This is a genomic window from Serratia bockelmannii, from assembly GCF_008011855.1.
In the GTDB taxonomy this organism is placed as follows: Bacteria; Pseudomonadota; Gammaproteobacteria; order Enterobacterales; family Enterobacteriaceae; genus Serratia; species Serratia bockelmannii.
This window is the reverse complement of record NZ_VOUX01000003.1, coordinates 401,656-418,732: the sequence shown is the minus strand read 5'-3', so window position 1 is coordinate 418,732 and position 17,077 is coordinate 401,656. Positions and strand designations below refer to the sequence as shown.

Annotated in this window: 17 protein-coding genes; 13 read left to right on the top strand and 4 right to left on the bottom strand. The window is 61.9% G+C overall.

The annotated features are described in order from the left end of the window. Positions 1-171 precede the first annotated feature (171 nt). Positions 172-828, bottom strand: a complete 657-nt coding sequence (gene rpiA / locus FOT55_RS06480; RefSeq protein ID WP_025304157.1) for a ribose-5-phosphate isomerase RpiA — start codon at positions 826-828, stop codon at positions 172-174. 204 nt (positions 829-1,032) lie between these two features. Here rpiA and FOT55_RS06475 point away from each other — a divergent pair, with 204 nt between their 5' ends. Then, positions 1,033-1,926 carry a LysR family transcriptional regulator ArgP gene (locus tag FOT55_RS06475; RefSeq protein WP_025304158.1) on the top strand — a complete coding sequence of 298 codons (894 nt, stop codon included), beginning with the start codon at positions 1,033-1,035 and terminating at the stop codon, positions 1,924-1,926. Positions 1,927-1,974: 48 nt separating this feature from the next. Here the strand turns inward: FOT55_RS06475 and FOT55_RS06470 are convergent, their stop codons facing one another. From FOT55_RS06470 to FOT55_RS06460, 3 genes are all read right to left on the bottom strand, one after another. Beyond that, on the bottom strand, positions 1,975-2,706 hold the full coding sequence (locus tag FOT55_RS06470) for an oxidative stress defense protein (protein WP_025160209.1): 732 nt from the start codon (positions 2,704-2,706) through the stop codon (positions 1,975-1,977). Positions 2,707-2,827: 121 nt separating this feature from the next. Then, positions 2,828-3,445 carry an arginine exporter ArgO gene (gene argO / locus FOT55_RS06465; protein ID WP_025304159.1) on the bottom strand — a complete coding sequence of 206 codons (618 nt, stop codon included), beginning with the start codon at positions 3,443-3,445 and terminating at the stop codon, positions 2,828-2,830. Positions 3,446-3,569: 124 nt separating this feature from the next. Next, positions 3,570-4,388, bottom strand: a complete 819-nt coding sequence (locus FOT55_RS06460; RefSeq protein ID WP_025304160.1) for an IclR family transcriptional regulator — start codon at positions 4,386-4,388, stop codon at positions 3,570-3,572. 374 nt (positions 4,389-4,762) lie between these two features. On the opposite strand from FOT55_RS06460, the gene FOT55_RS06455 reads away from it, so the two are divergent. The 12 genes from FOT55_RS06455 (at position 4,763) to FOT55_RS06400 (ending at position 17,073) form a co-directional block, all read left to right on the top strand. Beyond that, entirely contained in the window at positions 4,763-6,316 is a 1,554-nt protein-coding gene (locus tag FOT55_RS06455; protein ID WP_147823247.1) for a sugar ABC transporter ATP-binding protein, read from the top strand. Next, a complete protein-coding gene (locus FOT55_RS06450) occupies positions 6,309-7,391 on the top strand; it encodes an ABC transporter permease (protein WP_016930014.1) in 1,083 nt (360 codons plus the stop codon). Before FOT55_RS06455 ends, FOT55_RS06450 begins: the two co-directional genes overlap by 8 nt. 14 nt (positions 7,392-7,405) lie before the next feature. Further along, positions 7,406-8,506, top strand: a complete 1,101-nt coding sequence (locus FOT55_RS06445) for an ABC transporter substrate-binding protein (protein WP_025304163.1) — start codon at positions 7,406-7,408, stop codon at positions 8,504-8,506. Then, positions 8,503-9,378 carry an SMP-30/gluconolactonase/LRE family protein gene (locus tag FOT55_RS06440; protein ID WP_170311444.1) on the top strand — a complete coding sequence of 292 codons (876 nt, stop codon included), beginning with the start codon at positions 8,503-8,505 and terminating at the stop codon, positions 9,376-9,378. The genes FOT55_RS06445 and FOT55_RS06440 overlap by 4 nt, the downstream gene beginning before the upstream one ends. Positions 9,379-9,634: 256 nt before the next feature. After that, positions 9,635-10,633: a 3-dehydro-L-gulonate 2-dehydrogenase gene (gene yiaK, locus FOT55_RS06435; RefSeq protein WP_043142670.1), complete on the top strand. Its 999-nt coding sequence runs from the start codon at positions 9,635-9,637 to the stop codon at positions 10,631-10,633. Between the two features lie 13 nt (positions 10,634-10,646). Beyond that, on the top strand, positions 10,647-11,120 hold the full coding sequence (locus FOT55_RS06430; protein WP_147823246.1) for a NanQ anomerase/TabA/YiaL family protein: 474 nt from the start codon (positions 10,647-10,649) through the stop codon (positions 11,118-11,120). A gap of 122 nt (positions 11,121-11,242) precedes the next feature. Further along, positions 11,243-12,538 (top strand): MFS transporter, encoded by a 1,296-nt coding sequence (locus FOT55_RS06425; protein ID WP_025304167.1) that lies wholly within the window; start codon positions 11,243-11,245, stop codon positions 12,536-12,538. Beyond that, positions 12,538-14,028: an FGGY-family carbohydrate kinase gene (locus FOT55_RS06420; protein WP_089181259.1), complete on the top strand. Its 1,491-nt coding sequence runs from the start codon at positions 12,538-12,540 to the stop codon at positions 14,026-14,028. Before FOT55_RS06425 ends, FOT55_RS06420 begins: the two co-directional genes overlap by 1 nt. Continuing rightward, positions 14,025-14,681, top strand: coding sequence for a 3-keto-L-gulonate-6-phosphate decarboxylase UlaD (ulaD, locus tag FOT55_RS06415; protein ID WP_025304169.1), 657 nt, complete (start codon positions 14,025-14,027; stop codon positions 14,679-14,681). The genes FOT55_RS06420 and ulaD overlap by 4 nt, the downstream gene beginning before the upstream one ends. 1 nt (position 14,682) lies before the next feature. Further along, positions 14,683-15,543: an L-ribulose-5-phosphate 3-epimerase gene (locus FOT55_RS06410; RefSeq protein WP_043142677.1), complete on the top strand. Its 861-nt coding sequence runs from the start codon at positions 14,683-14,685 to the stop codon at positions 15,541-15,543. Further along, entirely contained in the window at positions 15,537-16,232 is a 696-nt protein-coding gene (gene araD, locus FOT55_RS06405) for an L-ribulose-5-phosphate 4-epimerase (protein WP_043142679.1), read from the top strand. The genes FOT55_RS06410 and araD overlap by 7 nt, the downstream gene beginning before the upstream one ends. Positions 16,233-16,374: 142 nt before the next feature. Next, positions 16,375-17,073: an RluA family pseudouridine synthase gene (locus FOT55_RS06400; protein ID WP_147823245.1), complete on the top strand. Its 699-nt coding sequence runs from the start codon at positions 16,375-16,377 to the stop codon at positions 17,071-17,073. The last annotated feature ends 4 nt before the right edge of the window (positions 17,074-17,077 follow it).

Here is a 17,077-nt window from a genome sequence, read left to right as displayed (position 1 = left end):
GTTGATGGCGGTTTACGGCAGAAAATGCCATAGGGAAAGTTTTCAGCAGAAGCTTTGGGGAGTCAGCTTTCACAATGTGACATAAGTCACCAAATTTGCCGTTTTTCAGAAAAGATATTTTAACCGAAGAATTATGCGGCCCGGCACTACCGGGCCACAGACGGCAGAGGCTTATTTGACTACTTTCACGCCTTCCGGGGTGCCGACCAGCGCCACGTCCGCGCCGCGGTTGGCGAACAGCCCCACGGTCACCACGCCGGCGATGCCGTTGATCTTGTTCTCCAGCGCGATGGCGTCGGTGATGCTCAGGTTATGCACATCGAGGATCACGTTGCCGTTGTCGGTCACCACGTTCTGACGATACTCCGGCAGGCCGCCGAGTTTCACCAGCTCGCGCGCCACGTAAGAGCGGGCCATCGGGATCACTTCCACCGGCAGCGGGAACTTGCCCAGCACGTCGACCTGCTTGCTGGCGTCGACGATGCAGATGAATTTCTTGGCGATGGCGGCGATGATCTTCTCGCGCGTCAGCGCAGCGCCGCCGCCCTTAATCATCTGCATATGACCGTTGATTTCGTCCGCGCCGTCCACGTAGATATCGAGCGAGTCCACTTCGTTGCTGTCGAACACGTGGATGCCGAGGCTTTTCAACTTGGCGGTGGAGGCGTCTGAGCTGGACACCGCGCCTTCGATCTGGTGCTTGATGGAGCCCAGCGCGTCAATAAAGTGGGCGGCGGTAGAACCGGTGCCGACCCCGACGATGGTGCCCGGCGTCACGTATTCCAGCGCCGCCCAGCCCACCGCTTTTTTCAGTTCATCCTGCGTCATAATATGTCCCTTGCCTCTGTACGAAAACGTGTGCGTATTATAGGGTAAAACGCTATTTTTCACGCCGGCAGGATCACACTTATTTACCGCAGCCCGCATTTTTACCCGCTTGGCGGCGAGCTGGGGGCGTGATTTTTCCACCTGCGCCGTGCGCAAAATGTGGCATAGTGCCGGTATCATTCTAATTTAAGGGATATCTTTCCGATGAAACGCCCAGACTATCGTACGCTGCAAGCGCTGGACGCGGTGATCCGTGAGCGCGGCTTCGAGCGCGCCGCGCAAAAACTCTGTATCACGCAATCGGCGGTATCCCAACGCATCAAACAGCTGGAAAACCTGTTCGGCCAACCGCTGCTGGTTCGTACCGTGCCGCCGCGCCCGACCGAACAAGGGCAAAAGCTGCTGGCGCTGCTGCATCAGGTGGAGCTGCTGGAGGAAGAGTGGCTCGGCAATGACACCGGCGTCGATACGCCGCTGCTGCTGTCGCTGGCGGTCAACGCCGACAGTCTGGCAACCTGGCTGCTGCCGGCGCTGAAGCCGGTGCTGGCGGACTCCCCCATTCGCCTGAATCTGCAGGTGGAAGATGAAACCCGCACCCAGGAGCGGCTGCGCCGCGGTGAGGTGGTGGGCGCGGTGAGTATTCAGCCGCAGCCGCTGCCGAGCTGCCTGGTGGATCGGCTGGGGGCGCTGGACTACCTGTTCGTGGCCTCCCGCGGCTTCGCCGAGCGCTATTTCCCGAACGGCGTCACCCGCTCCGCGCTGCTGAAAGCGCCGGCGGTGGCCTTCGATCATCTCGACGACATGCATCAGGCATTCCTGCAGCAGAACTTCGATCTGTCGCCGGGCAGCGTGCCCTGCCACATCGTGAACTCATCGGAAGCCTTCGTGCAGCTGGCGCGTCAGGGCACCACCTGCTGTATGATCCCGCATCTGCAGATCGAAAAGGAGCTGGCATCCGGTGAACTGATCGATCTGACGCCCGGGCTATACCAGCGCCGCATGCTGTACTGGCACCGTTTCGCGCCGGAAAGCCGCATGATGCGCAAAGTGACCGACGCGCTGCTGGAACACGGTCATCTGGTGCTGCGTCAGGATTAAAACGAAAAAAGGTTCGCCGCAGCGAACCTTTTCTTCAATACGATAACCTTACTGCGCGGCGTTACGCTGCAGCTCGAACACCACGTCCACCTGATCGTCGAAGTGAATGCTTTGCTGTTCATAGGTTTGCGCCGCGTCGCTTTCCGCCGCCGCACCGGCCGCCTTATACATCCGCGCCACCGGCATCGGCTGGTAGTTGGCGACCCGGTAGCGAATGCTGTACACCGGCCCCAGCTTGGCGTGGAAGCCTTTGGCCAGGGATTCGGCCTGTTGAGTCGCGTTCTCGATCGCTTTTTGCCGCGCCTGCTCGCGATACACGTCCGGCTTGGCGACGCCCAGCTCCACCGCGCGGATCTCGTTCAGGCCGGATTTCAGCGCGCCGTCCAGCAGCTCGTTCAGCTTGTCCAGCTGACGCAGAGTCACCTGCACCTGGCGCACCGCCCGGTAGCCCTTCAACACCGACTCGCCGGTTTTCAGGTAATCGTATTCCGGCTGGGTGCGCAGGTTGGCGGCGCTGATGTCTTTCTTCTCGATGTTGTTTTTCTGCAGGAAATCAAAGTACTGCGCCACGCGCTCGTCTACCTGCTTCTTCGCCTGGGCGGCGTCTTTGGAGGAGACGCTCACTTCGATCGCCAGGGTGGCGATATCCGGCGTGGCGTCCACGCTGGCGGTGCCGGAGGTGACGACGTGCGGCCCTTCAGGCACTTCAGCCGCCTGCAGCGCCATCGGTAACGTCCCTAATCCGACCATTGCGGCCATAGCCAATGCTTTTAGCTTCACAGTGTCTCCTTAATGACAGGCTGTCTCTGATCGCCGGCTTTTCCCTGTGAGAACCGCCGGATTCCTGGCATCAAACGTAGCATATCGCACGGCGTTTTGAATTCGGATTAGTGACAAATTCTTATAAATTTGCCCCCTGCCAGGCCAGCTGCAGCGCGATGCCCCACATCACCAGCCCGACCAGCGCGTTGATGATGCGCTGCGCCCGCTGCGTGTTCAGCCACGGCGCCAGCCAGGAGGCCAGCAGCGCCAGGCCAAAGAACCACACCGCCGACGCGCTGACCGCGCCAAGCGCGAACCAGGAGCGCACGTCCGCCGTCAGCTGCCCGCCCAGGCTGCCGAGCACCACAAAGGTATCCAGATAGACGTGCGGGTTCAGCCAGGTGACCGCCAGCATGGTGACCACGAGGCGCCAGCGGCTCTGCGCCAGCTCCTGCGCCGCGGCCTGCGCAGGTTGCGGGCTGAAGGCGGAACGGAACGCGCCCCAGCCGTACCACAGCAGAAACGCCACCCCGCCCCAGGTGACCAGCGCCAGCAGCAACGGCGAGCGGGTCAGCAATGCGCTGCCGCCGAAAATACCGGCGCAGATCAGCACGATATCGCTCAACGCGCACAACGAGGCAATCATCAAATGATACTGGCGGCGAATGCCCTGGTTCATCACGAATACGTTCTGCGGGCCCAGCGGCAGGATCATGGCGGCGCTCAGGGCAAAGCCCTGCAGGAAGACGGCTAACATGGGGATTCCTCGAATGATAAAAGGCGCCGGACGAGGGCGCGTGTCGGTCAACACGCGCATCATACGAGGAAGCGATCATTAGGTGAAATTGATGTTTCTAATCCAGTATCAGAGATGCTAATACTTAAATCGGCGTGACGAACCCCAGCTCCTGAGAGATGCGTTGCGCGGTGGCCAGCACCGGTTTAATCAAGCTTTTGACGCCGATCTGCTGCAGCTTGGCGGTCGGCAGAGAAACCGACACCGCATAAGGCACGCGCTGTTGAATATCGAACACCGGTGCTGCCACGCAGGAGACCCCCAGCTCGTTTTCCTCGCGATCCATCGCCATGCCGCGCTGGCGAATATCGGCCAGTTCCTCATACATCTTCGGCAGCTCGGTAATGGTATTGCGCGTCAGCGTCTGAATCTCTTGCTGGTGAGTCTGCCAGTAGTGAGCCGGGTAATCATCGTTGCCGTAAGCCATGAAGATTTTACCCATCGCCGAACAGTACAGCGGCATATGCTGGCCGATATAGGCGCGGGTGCGCATCATGCCGGTGGTCGGCTCCAGCTTGTAGATCAGGATGACGTGGTCGTCTTCGCGGCTGGAGAAGTTGACCGTCTCCCCCACTTCCAGATTCAGCTGTTCCAAATGCGGCGCGGCCACGTGAATGATGTTGAGTGACGACAGCGCCTTCTGGCCGATGGAAATGAACTTGGTGGTCAGGCGGTAGCTGCCCGGCGACGGCGCCTGGGTCACATAGCCGCTGGTGTGCAACCCCTGCAGCAGGCGGTGCACCGTGCTCTTGTTCATGCCGGCCAGTTCGGACAAATGCGCCAGCGGACATCCGTTGGGGAAATTACTCAGGATCTCAATCAACTGCAAACCGCGGAACAGGCTTTGGCTGCCCAGCGGTTTGTCTTTCTTGTCATCTTTCTCGTCGACGGCTTTCAGGCTCATAGCGAAAATCTCTCCAGTGTCGAACCGCCAACCGGCGCTGCGGCAAAGTCAGCAGGCTCTTTGCCGGGCATGTTACCCCAAGGCCCGCATCAGGTGAAGACGGAACGCCGTTTCATTGTCCGCAGCGGGATAAAAATCCGCAATATTTCCCCCGTGTTGAAGTGAGCCATCGGTCACACTTCCGTAAAGTAAAAAATAACTCATTGTTTAATAACAATAATTAAAACCTCGCCGCCTTTGATTTAGCGCAACGAACGTCATATTATTTTTGAAATTGAATTTCGCATATTGAAATTTAAAGACCAGATACTCACCAGTAGTTTGGCTAATTTGCCCGACATCTTCGCACGGGCACGACACCAGGGGCGCATCACATGACTATGGATAATGCGGCACAACCCATCCTTACCCTCAGCCACATCGTCAAACGATTTGGCGGCAACGTGGCGGTCAACGACGTCAGCCTGCAGGTGATGCCGGGCGAAGTTCTGGCGTTGCTGGGCGAAAATGGCGCCGGCAAATCGACGCTGATCAAAGTGCTGGCGGGCGTCTACCCGCGCGACGGCGGCGATATTCGCTTTCAGGGCGCAAGCATCGCCTCCGCCGCCGCGATAAAAAGCACCAGCCGCCAGCCGATCGCCTTTATTCATCAGGATCTCGGCCTGATCGAATGGATGACGGTGGCGGAGAACATGGCGCTGGTGATGGGGTTTCCCCGCCGCTTTGGGCTGATCGACTGGCGCGCCATTCGCCGCCGGGCGGCGCAGGCGCTGCAAGACGTCGGCATCGCGCTCGATCCCGATGCGCGCGTCTTCGAACTGTCGCGCACCGAAAAATCGCTGCTGGCGATCGCTCGCGCGGTGGCGGTCAACGCCGAGCTGCTGGTGCTGGATGAACCGACCGCCTCCCTGCCCGCCAACGACGTGCGTCATCTGTTCGCCGTGATCAACCGGCTGCGCACCAAAAAGGTCGGCATGATTTATGTCACCCACCGTCTGGACGAAGTGATCGAAATCGCCGATCGGATCTGCGTGATGCGCGACGGGCGCTATGTCGCCGGCGGTCGCACCGCCGACTACTCGCTGCGCGATCTGGTGCAAACCATCGTCGGCGAAGCGATGGCGGACGATCAGCGCGAACCGCTGCCGGAACATCGTCCGCCGGTGCTGCAGCTCGATAGCGTCACGGTGGGCGACATCGGCCCGGTGAGCTTCGACTTGCAGCCGGGCGAGATGCTGGCGCTGGCCGGCCTGCGCGGGGCCGGGCAAGAAGAGATTGGCCGGCTGCTGTTCGGGTTGCGCCAGGCCGACGGCGGCGCGATTCGGTTTCGCGATCGGCCCTATCTGGCGAGCACCCCGCAGCAGGCGATGGCCTGCGGCGTTTCGCTGGTGGCGGGCGATCGCACCGGCGAAAGCCTGGTGATGTCGATGACCGTGCGTGAAAACCTGTTTATCAACCCCTGCGCCAGCGGCCACCGGCTGCTCTCCCGCTACGGGCGGCGAGCGGAGATCGGCGCCAGTTGGTGGAAGGTGCAGCTGTTCGACGTACGCCCCAAGGACGTCAATATCGATATCAGCGCACTGTCCGGCGGCAACCAGCAAAAGGTGGTGATGGCGCGCTGGATGCATCTGGGGGCGCCGCTGCTGATCCTGGAAGATCCCACCGCCGGCGTGGACGTCGGCGCGCGCGCGGAAATCTACCATCTGCTGAATAAATCCCTGGCGGAAGGCGTGGCGGTGCTGGTTATCTCCAACGATTTCGAGGAGATCGCCCATATTTGCAACCGCGCACTGGTATTCAACCGCGGGAAAGTGGTCGGCGAGCTGAAAAATCAGCAGGTGTCATTCGCCAATTTATTGGAGCTGGCCTCTGCCAGCACCGGGGAAAGCGTCGCAATCACGTCAGAATCCGAGGTAGGCCATGTCTAAAACATCCGTTAAATCAACCGCGCTGGAGCAGCGCGTCAGTCTGGCGCAGGACGGTGCCGGCCCGTGGCTGATGCAGGTTCTCACCCGCTATGGCCTGCTGCTGCTGTGCATCGCGCTGGTCGTGCTGTTCTCACTGCTCACCCCCTCCTTCGCATCGATGCTGACGCTGCAGGCTATCTTGTCGAGCAAGGCCAAAATCGCCCTGTTGGCGCTGGCGGCGACCATCCCGATGATCGTGGGCAAGATCGATCTTAACGTCGGTTTCGGCATTGTGCTGTGGCACATTCTGGCGATCACGCTGCAGGTGGAATACGGCTTCTCCTGGCAGATGGCGGTGCTGACGGTGCTGGCGATCTCGGCGCTGTACGGGTTGCTGAACGGCATTCTGGTGGCGCTGGCCGATATCGACAGCTTCGTCGCCACCCTCGGCTCCGGCACCGTACTGTACGCCATTGCCCTGTGGCACTCCGGTGGGCGGCAGATCGTCGGCGACTTGCCGGATGCCTTCATCGCGCTGCACCACACCGAGATCGCCGGCATTCCGATCGTGGCATTTTACGTGCTGATCGTCGCGGTGGTGCTGTGGCTCATCACCGAACACACCCCGCTCGGCCGCTGCATGTATGCGGTGGGCGGCAACCCGGCGGCGGCGCGCCTGAACGGCATCTCGGTCAACCGCTTTACCATCGGCGCCTTCATCGCCTCCAGCGTGCTCACCGGTTTCAGCGGCGTGTTGATCGCCGCCGAACAGGGCGTCGGCCAGGCCAGCGTCGGCATGGACTATCTGCTGCCGGCGCTGGTCGGCGCCTTCCTCGGCAGCACCACCATTCGCCCAGGGCGCGTCAACGTCTGGGGCACCGTGGTCGGCATCGCCATTCTGGCTATCGGCATCGCCGGCATTCAGCAGTTCGGCGGCGAATTCTGGGTTGAGCCGCTGTTCAACGGCGCGACGCTGTTGCTGTCGATCACTCTGGCCGGCTATGCCCAACGCCGTCGGCTGCTCAATCAGAAAGCGGTACAACGCAGCCAGGCGACGCCGGCTGACAACAACAATCAGACAGCGACCCACCCTTAAACCAGGAGCACACCATGAAACGCATTTGGCTGTTACCGGGGTTCACCACATTCTTGCTCGCCGCATCGCCGGCCTGGGCCGACGCCTATCTCGATCAGGCCACCGCCGCCGTCGCGAAGGCTACCGCCAGCGCCACCCAGTGGGACGGCCCCACCAGCGGCCCGCAGCTGCAGGCCAACAAGAAGATCATTTTTATCGCCTCCGACATGAAGAACGGCGGCGTGCAAGGGGTGCAACAGGGGCTGAGCGAAGCGGCAAAAGCCGCCGGCTGGAAGCTGGAAACGCTCGACGGCGGCGGCTCGGTGAAAGATCAGCTGGCATCGCTCAATCAGGCCATCGCCCAGAAACCGGACGGCATCGTGATCGGCGGCTGGAACCCTAACGTCGCCAAGATCCCGCTGAAAAAGGCCGTACAGCAGGGCATCGTGCTGACCGCCTGGCATGCGGTGCCGGAACCGGGCCCCATCGCCAAATACAACGTGTTCTATAACGTCACGTCGGATTCCAACGAAGTGGCGCGCATCGCCGCGCAATACGCGGTGGTGCAGTCCGGCGGCAAGGCGAGCGTGTTGATCTTCACCGACTCGCTGTACCAAATCGCCTTGGACAAGGCCAACGTCATGAAAGAAGAGATCGCCAAATGCAGCGGCTGTACGCTGCTGGAATTCATCGACACGCCGCTAGCCGATACCGCCAACCGCATGCCGGCGATGACCTTCAGCCTGCTGCAGAAGTACGGCGACAAATTCCAATATGCGCTGGCGATCAACGATCTGTACTTCGACTTTATGGCGCCGGCGCTGAAGACCGCCGGCAAAGGCGGCAAGAACGCGCCTTACAACGTGTCGGCCGGCGACGGTTCAATCTCCGCTTACCAGCGTATCCGCTCGGGCGACAGCCAGTCGGCGACGGTGCCGGAGCCCTTGAAGCTGCACGGTTGGCAACTGCTGGACGAATTCAACCGCGCCTTCGCCAAGCAGCCGCCTTCCGGCTACGTGACCCCGGCGCATCTGGTCACCCGCGACAATATCGCCGCCGACGGCGGCGCCAATAACCTGTATGACCCGCAAAACGATTACCAGGGCCACTACAAAGCGATCTGGGGCGTGAAGTGAACGGCGGCATTCGGCATTCATTGCGCACGCACGCTCAGCTCGAGCGCTTGTGCTCACCGGCGATTTGGGCCGAAGGGCCGGTCTGGCTGCCGCAAGAGGATGCGGTGGTGTTCAGCGACGTGAAAGGCAATCGCATGTTCCGCTGGTCGCGCCGGGGTGAGCTAAGCCTATACCGCTCGCCGTCGCACTACGCCAACGGCAATGCGCGCGACGGCGAGGGGCGTGTGGTCAGCTGTGAACACGGGCGGCGCGGCATCAGCCGCACCGAAAGCGATGGCGAAGTGCGCCTGTTGATCGACCGCGTCGACGGCAAGCGCTTTAACTCGCCGAACGACGTGGCGGTGTGTTCCGACGGCACCCTGTGGTTCACCGATCCGCCCTACGGCATCATCGGCGACGAAGAGGGTTACAAATCGGAAAGCCAGGTGATCGGCTGCTATCTCTACAGCTTCGATCCGCGCGACGGTTCGCTGACCATCGCCGCCTGCGACCTGCAGCGCCCGAACGGCCTGGCGTTTTCACCGGATGAAAAATGGCTGTACGTGGCGGACATGTCGATCGTGGATTTTCCGACGCTGGGCCGCCGCGAGCTGCGCGTCTATGCGGTCAACGGTCGCGAGCTGGAAGCCGGCCGCCGTTTTGCAACCGTGGAACCCGGTTTCCCGGACGGCTTCTGCGTCGATCGGGCCGGCAATCTGTTTTGCAGCTGCGCCGACGGCGTGCTGGTCTTCGATCCAGAGGGGCGACAGATCGACAAAATCAGCGTGCCGGAACGCGTCTCCAATTGTACCTTCGGCGGCCCGAACGGCGATGAACTCTATATTACCGCCACCACCTCGCTCTACCGCATGGTGCTGAACACCCGCGGTTAACCGGGGTCCCGCAAGACGCAGGGTGGGTTTTGATCCGCCCTGCTTTGTCACGTCTGAAGCACGCCATCTCCACCAAAACGTGGCGGCGATCACAAAATCACCACTCAATTTTAACGTCATGTTTTTCATGAATAATTTTACTCCCCCTTGCTTTGACTTCCCTGAATCGCCGGGATAGCATTTATTTGAAATGCAATTTCGCATATTGAAATTTAGCGAACCAAAAACAGACGATTCGCACAGGCGGAGAACCGGCATGAGAGTGAGTTACAGCGAATTAAAACAGCAATTCAAACGCGTGCTGCTGGCGCGCGGCGTGGCGGAACCTATCGCCGACGACTGCGCCGGCATGTTCGCCGACACCACCGCCAGCGGCGTTTACTCCCACGGCGTTAACCGCTTTCCGCGCTTTATTCAGCAGCTGGACGCCGGCGATATCGTGCCGGACGCCGAACCCAGCAAACTGTTGTCTCTGGGGGCGATAGAGCAATGGGATGCGCACCAGGGCATCGGCAACCTTACCGCCCGCCGCATGATGGATCGCGCCATGCAGTTAGCCGACGAGCATGGCATCGGCCTGGTGGCGCTGCGCAACGCCAACCACTGGATGCGCGGCGGCGGTTACGGCTGGCAGGCGGCGGAGAAAGGCTATATCGGCATTTGCTGGACCAACTCGATCGCCGTGATGCCACCGTGGGGCGCCAAAACGTGCCGTATCGGCACCAACCCGCTGATCGTCGCCGTGCCCGGCAACCCGATCACCATGGTGGACATGTCGATGTCGATGTTTTCCTACGGCGCGCTGGAGCTGAACCGGCTGGCGGGCAAAACCCTGCCGGTGGACGGCGGCTTCGACAACGACGGCCGCCTGACCCGCGATCCGGCCACCATCGAAGAGAACCGGCGCATTTTGCCAATGGGGTATTGGAAAGGATCGGCGCTGTCGATCGTGCTGGACATGATCGCCACCCTGCTGTCCGGCGGCGCCTCGGTGGCGGAAGTGACGGAAGATCACCGCGACGAATACGGCGTCTCGCAGGTGTTCATCGCGATTGAGATAGACCGGTTGATCGACGGCGACAGCCGCGATCAAAAACTGCAGCGCATCATGGATTACGTCACCAGCGCCGAACGGGACAACCCCGACGTCGCCATTCGCCTGCCGGGCCACAAGTTCCCGCGCATTCTGGAAGAAAACCTGCGCGACGGCATTCCGGTTGACGAACGAGTCTGGGCGCGCATTCAGGCGCTGTAACGGGAGGATCATCATGATATTCGGCCACATCGCCAACACCGCGCCCGAGCAGTACCCGACGCCGGTCGCCAACGCCGTCGCCTATTTGCAGCGCACCGATTTCAGCGTCTTGCCCGCAGGGCGCTATGAAGATCCCGCCACCGGCTACGTGGTGCAAGTGCTGGATCTGCATACCCAACCACCGGATGCGCTACGCCCGGAAGTCCACCGGCAAAACGTCGACGTGCAGTTTCTGGTCAGCGGTACCGAGCTTATCGGCGTAGCGGCGGACAACGGCGACAACGTCATTCATCAGGAGCTGCTGGCGCAGCGCGACATCCTGTTTTATCAGGACGTGGCCGACGAATCCTGGCTCACGATGCGGCCCGGCAATTTCGCGGTATTTTTTCCGCAGGACGTGCATCGCCCGGCCTGCATTAACCAACGCTCCTGCGCGATACGCAAGGTGGTGGTGAAGATACCGCTGGCGTCGTTTAGCGCCCGATAGACGCAGCACCCGTAACGATAACAACACCGGTCCATGAGGCCTGTGCGGGCGCCCTTGCGCCCAAATTAAGCAAAACAATAACGCCCGACCCTACAAAAAAGTGAACATCGAAAGAGGTCCTTATGAATACAGCCTCCGTTTCCGTCAGCCAAAGCCAGGCTATTCCCAAGCTCCGCTGGCTGAGGATCGTGCCGCCGATCCTCATCACCTGCATCATTTCTTACATGGATCGGGTCAACATCGCCTTCGCCATGCCCGGCGGCATGGATGACGAACTCGGCATCACCGCTTCGATGGCCGGGCTGGCCGGCGGCATCTTCTTTATCGGTTACCTGTTTCTGCAGGTGCCCGGCGGCAAGCTGGCGGTATACGGCAACGGCAAGAAATTCATCGGCTGGTCACTGTTGGCTTGGGCGGTGATCTCGGTGCTGACCGGGCTGGTCACCAACCAGTACCAGCTGCTGTTCCTGCGCTTCGCCCTCGGCGTTTCCGAAGGCGGCATGCTGCCGGTGGTGCTGACCATGATCAGCAACTGGTTCCCGGATAAGGAGCGCGGCCGCGCCAACGCCATCGTCATCATGTTCGTGCCGATCGCCGGCATTCTCACCGCCCCGCTGTCGGGTTGGATCATCACCGCCTGGGACTGGCGCATGCTGTTTCTGGTGGAGGGCGCTCTGTCGCTGGTAGTCATGGCGCTGTGGTACTTCACCATCAGCAACCGGCCGCAGGAAGCCAAATGGATCTCGCAGGCGGAGAAAGAGTATCTGGTGAAGACCCTGCACGACGAACAGCTGCTGATCAAAGGAAAAACGGTGCGCAACGCCTCGCTGCGCCGAGTGCTGGGCGACCGGATCATGTGGCAGCTGATCCTGGTGAATTTCTTCTACCAGACCGGTATCTACGGTTACACCCTGTGGCTGCCGACCATTTTGAAAGGGCTGACCCACGGCGATATGGAGCAAGTGGGCCTGCTGGCTATCTTGCCCTATATCGGCGCCATCTTCGGCATGCTGATCATCTCCACCCTCTCCGATCGCACCGGTAAGCGCAAAGTCTTCGTCGCCCTGCCGCTGGCCTGCTTTGCCGCCTGCATGGCGCTGTCGGTGCTGCTGAAGGATCACATCTGGTGGTCTTACGCTGCGCTGGTCGGCTGCGGCGTATTCATTCAGGCGGCGGCCGGGGTGTTCTGGACCATCCCGCCCAAATTGTTCAACGCCGAAGTGGCCGGCGGCGCACGTGGCGTGATCAATGCGCTGGGCAACCTCGGCGGCTTTTGCGGCCCGTATATGGTCGGCGTCCTGATCAGCCTGTTCAACAAGGATGTCGGCGTCTACAGCCTGGCGGCCTCGTTGGCGATCGCCTCCGTGCTGGCGTTGATGCTGCCCAATAAATGCGACCACAGCGCGAGGAGCGAATGATGGAATATTGGCTGGGGCTCGACTGCGGCGGCACCTTCATCAAGGCGGGATTATACGACCGCAGCGGCCATGAACACGGCGTTGCGCGGCGCAATCTGGCGATCGTCGCGCCGCAGCCCGGCTGGGCCGAGCGCGATATGGCATCGCTGTGGCGCACCGCCGCCGACGTGATCCGTGAAGTGCTGTCCGCCAGCGGCGTCGCTGCCGGCGCCATCCAGGCCATCGGCATCTCGGCGCAGGGTAAGGGGGCGTTTCTGCTGGATAAGCAGGGGCAGCCGCTGGGCAACGCCATGCTCTCTTCCGATCAGCGCGCGCTGGCGCTGGTGCAGGAATGGCAGCGACAGGGCGTGCCGCAGGCGCTGTATCCGCAAACGCGCCAAACGCTGTGGACCGGGCACCCGGTCTCGCTGCTGCGCTGGCTGAAGCGGCATCAGCCGGAACGTTACGCCCGCATCGGGAGCGTGCTGATGGCGCACGACTACCTGCGCTATTGCCTGACCGGCGAGCTGGCCTGCGAAGAAACCAATATCTCCGAATCCAACCTGTATCAGATGCGCAGCGGACGCTATGACCCGGCGCTGGCGCAGCTGCTGGGTATCGGCGACATCATGCCCGCCCTGCCGACGATCGTCGGTTCGGCCGAGATCGCCGGGCGCGTCGAGGCAAACGCCGCGGCCATCACCGGCCTGCAAACCGGCACTCCGGTGGTCGGCGGGTTGTTCGACGTGGTGTCCACCGCGCTGTGCGCCGGCCTGCAGGACGAAACCCGGCTCAACGCGGTGATGGGGACCTGGTCGGTCACCAGCGGCATCACCGACGCCATCATCGAGGGTTTCGATCATCCCTTTGTCTATGGCCGCCACGCCGAAAACGGCCAATACATCGTGCACGAAGCCAGCCCCACTTCCGCCGCCAACCTGGAATGGTTCTGTCACCAATGGGGGCTGCAGGACTACGACCAGCTTAACCGCTGGGTCGCCGCCCTGCCGAAAGCCGCCGGCGATCTGCTGTTCGCCCCTTTCCTGTATGGCTCCAACGCCGGCCTGGGGCTGAGCGCCAGCTTCTACGGCCTGCAGGCCTTCCACCAGCGCGAGCACCTGGTACAGGCGATCTACGAAGGCGTGGTGTTCTGCCACATGACGCACCTTAACCGTATGCGCCGGCGTTTCCCTGAGGCGCAGGCGCTGCGCGTGACCGGCGGCCCCGCCAAATCCCGCCCCTGGATGCAAATGTTCGCCGACGTCAGCGGCCTGCCGGTTGAGCTGCCGCAGGTGGAAGAAACCGGCTGTCTGGGCGCGGCGATGGCGGCCATGGTCGGCAGCGGCGTCTTCAACGATTTCACCGCCGCCCAGCACCGGCTGGCGCCGCGTATCGAGCGGCTGCTGCCTGATGCGGCCGCCGCCGAAGCTTACGACCACAAACACCAACGTTATCAGGCGCTGATTGCTGCATTGCAAAATCTGCAGCCCGCCAACAAGGAGGCCCCATGAGCACGAAACCGCGCCTGCAGCTGGCGCTCGATCAAACCCGTTTGGATACGGCGCTGCGCACCGCCGAGACCCTCAGCCCCCATGTGGACATCATCGAGGCCGGTACCATTTTGTGCATCAGCGCCGGTATTCAGGCGGTTAGCGCGCTGCGTGAGCGCTGTCCGCAGCACACGCTGGTGGCCGATCTCAAGGTGGCCGACGCCGGTGCGACGCTGGCCGATCAGGCCTTCGGCCAGGGCGCGGACTGGATGACGGTGATCTGCGCCGCGCCGTTGGCCACCATGGCCAGCGCGCGGGAGGTCGCCGAGCGTCACGGCGGTGAAATCCAGATCGAACTGTTCGGCCGCTGGACATTGGAGGATGCGCGGCAATGGCGCGGCCTCGGCATTCGTCAGGCGATCTATCACCGCGGCCGCGACGCGCAGGCCAGCGGGCAGACCTGGGGCCGGCAGGATCTGGATCGGATGAAGGCGCTGTCCGATCTGGGCATCGAGCTGTCGGTGACCGGCGGCATCACGCCCGCCGACCTGCCGCTGTTTAAAGAAATCGCCGTCACCGCCTTTATCGCCGGCCGCGCGCTGGCCGAGGCCGGCGATCCGCCGGCCGCCGCCAGGCAGTTCCGCACCGCCATCGATGACATCTGGAGATCATGATATGCGTCAGCACCCGTTGGGAATTTACGAGAAAGCGCTGCCGAAACACCTGAGCTGGCCCGAACGCCTGGCGCTGGCCAAGGCCTGCGGCTTCGACTTCGTCGAAATGTCGGTGGACGAAAGCGATGAACGTCTGGCGCGCCTGAGCTGGAGCAAGGCGCAGCGCCTGGCGCTGGTGGACGCCATGCTGGAAACCGGCATCCGCATTCCGTCGATGTGCCTCTCCGGCCACCGGCGCTTTCCGTTTGGCAGCCACGATCCGGCGCTGCGACAGCGCGCCTTCGACGTGATGGAACAGGCCATTCAGCTGGCCAAAGATGTCGGTATCCGGACGATCCAGCTGGCCGGCTACGACGTGTATTACGAAGAGCAGGACGAGGGGACGCTGGCGCGCTTTAGCGAAGGCATGCAGTGGGCGGTAGACCGTGCCGCCGCCGCCCAGGTGATGCTGGCGGTGGAAATTATGGACACCGCCTTTATGAACTCGATCGCTAAATGGAAAGCCTGGGACGCCCTGCTGGCCTCGCCGTGGTTCTCGGTGTATCCAGACGTCGGCAACCTCAGCGCCTGGGGCAATGACGTGCCGCGCGAGCTGGAGCTGGGCATCGATCGCATCGCCGCCATTCACCTGAAAGACACCTACCCGGTCACCGCCACTTCGCCGGGGCAATTCCGCGACGTGCCGTTTGGCGAAGGCTGCGTCGACTTCGTCGAGGTGTTTCGCACGCTGCAGCGCCTCAATTACCGCGGCGCATTCCTGATTGAGATGTGGACCGAAAAAGCCGAGGAGCCGGTGGCCGAGATCGTTCAGGCCCGCCGCTGGATCGAACAGAAAATGCAACAAGGGGGCATGACATGCTGACTCAGTTAAAACAACAGGTGCTGGAGGCCAATCTCGATCTGCCGCGCCATAAGCTGGTGACCTTTACCTGGGGCAACGTCAGCGCGGTGGATCGCGAACGCGGTCTGGTGGTGATCAAGCCTTCCGGCGTTGAATACGAGCATATGACGGCGGAGGATATGGTGGTGGTCGATCTGGCCAGCGGCCGCACCGTCGAGGGGGCAAAAAAACCGTCGTCGGACACCGCCACCCATCTGGCGCTGTACCGCGAATTTGCCGATATCGGCGGCATCGTCCACACCCATTCGCGCCACGCCACCATCTGGGCGCAGGCCGGGCTGGACATCCCCGCCTGGGGAACCACCCACGCCGACTATTTTTATGGCGCTATCCCCTGCACTCGCCTGATGACCCAGGATGAAATTGAGCACGATTACGAACTGGAAACCGGCAACGTGATTATCGAAACCTTCCGCCGGCGCGATATCAATCCCAACGCGATCCCGGCGGTACTGGTCAATGCCCACGGCCCCTTCGCCTGGGGCAAAGACGCCCACAACGCGGTGCATAATGCGGTGGTGCTAGAAGAGATCGCCTACATGGGCATTTTCTCGCGCCAGCTGACGCCGGGCATTCACAGCATGCAGCGCGAGCTGTTGGACAAACACTACCTGCGCAAACACGGCCAAAACGCCTACTACGGGCAGTAGAGCGCCGGGGACTTAACCGTGGCACCCGATGCTTTGCCGCATCGGGTGCCAACGGGCATGAGCCGCAGTGTAACGAAAACCGCATTCGCTCATCGACGCGAAATTCGCTATCATCCGCCCCCACCCACCAGCCGGCCGCCCGATGTCTACGATCTCCGATACCTTTATTGCCCCGCCATGCCATGACCCAATAGAGATCCTCTATCAGGACGATCATCTGGCGCTGATCAATAAACCGGCCGGGCTGCTCAGCCTCTCGGGCAAGAATCCGCAGAATCTCGATTCGGTACACCACCGGCTGGTACAGATCTTCCCCGGCTGCGCCCTGGTGCACCGCCTGGATTTCGGCACGTCCGGGTTGATGGTGGTGGCCCGCAACAAGGCCGCCAACGCCGCGCTCTGCCGGCAGTTCAGCGAGCGCACCGTCAGCAAAGTGTACAGCGCGCTGCTTTGCGGCCATCTGGCGGATAACGAAGGGGTCATAGACGCGGCGATCGCCAAAGATCCGGCGCTGTTCCCGCTGATGTCGATTTGCGCCCTTCACGGCAAGCCCGCCCGCTCCCGCTATCGGGTCGTCGAGCGTTTTTATCGTGAAACGGAAGGCGGGATCTCGCTGCCGCTGACGCGGGTGCAGCTCACCCCGGAGACCGGGCGCACCCACCAGCTGCGTATTCACAGCCGGCAGTTGGGCCACCCTATTTTAGGCTGCGATCTGTACGGCGGGCGCCTGCTGCCGGGTACCGAGCAGACGCCGCGGCTGATGCTGCACGCCAGCGAGCTGGACTTTATGCACCCCATCAGCGGAGAGCGGATCGCCGCTCGTCACGCCGCGCCGTTCTGAACGC

Bases quoted from the DNA above. Each gene is read 5' to 3' on its own strand.
- rpiA (WP_025304157.1), bottom strand. From the start codon at position 828: ATGACGCAGGATGAACTGAAAAAAGCGGTGGGCTGGGCGGCGCTGGAA.
- argO (WP_025304159.1), bottom strand. From the start codon at position 3,445: ATGTTAGCCGTCTTCCTGCAGGGCTTTGCCCTGAGCGCCGCCATGATC.
- FOT55_RS06450 (WP_016930014.1), top strand. From the start codon at position 6,309: ATGTCTAAAACATCCGTTAAATCAACCGCGCTGGAGCAGCGCGTCAGT.
- FOT55_RS06475 (WP_025304158.1), top strand. From the start codon at position 1,033: ATGAAACGCCCAGACTATCGTACGCTGCAAGCGCTGGACGCGGTGATC.
- FOT55_RS06455 (WP_147823247.1), top strand. From the start codon at position 4,763: ATGACTATGGATAATGCGGCACAACCCATCCTTACCCTCAGCCACATC.
- FOT55_RS06410 (WP_043142677.1), top strand. From the start codon at position 14,683: ATGCGTCAGCACCCGTTGGGAATTTACGAGAAAGCGCTGCCGAAACAC.
- FOT55_RS06400 (WP_147823245.1), top strand. From the start codon at position 16,375: ATGTCTACGATCTCCGATACCTTTATTGCCCCGCCATGCCATGACCCA.
- FOT55_RS06420 (WP_089181259.1), top strand. From the start codon at position 12,538: ATGGAATATTGGCTGGGGCTCGACTGCGGCGGCACCTTCATCAAGGCG.
- FOT55_RS06445 (WP_025304163.1), top strand. From the start codon at position 7,406: ATGAAACGCATTTGGCTGTTACCGGGGTTCACCACATTCTTGCTCGCC.
- FOT55_RS06425 (WP_025304167.1), top strand. From the start codon at position 11,243: ATGAATACAGCCTCCGTTTCCGTCAGCCAAAGCCAGGCTATTCCCAAG.
- FOT55_RS06430 (WP_147823246.1), top strand. From the start codon at position 10,647: ATGATATTCGGCCACATCGCCAACACCGCGCCCGAGCAGTACCCGACG.
- FOT55_RS06460 (WP_025304160.1), bottom strand. From the start codon at position 4,388: ATGAGCCTGAAAGCCGTCGACGAGAAAGATGACAAGAAAGACAAACCG.
- araD (WP_043142679.1), top strand. From the start codon at position 15,537: ATGCTGACTCAGTTAAAACAACAGGTGCTGGAGGCCAATCTCGATCTG.
- yiaK (WP_043142670.1), top strand. From the start codon at position 9,635: ATGAGAGTGAGTTACAGCGAATTAAAACAGCAATTCAAACGCGTGCTG.
- ulaD (WP_025304169.1), top strand. From the start codon at position 14,025: ATGAGCACGAAACCGCGCCTGCAGCTGGCGCTCGATCAAACCCGTTTG.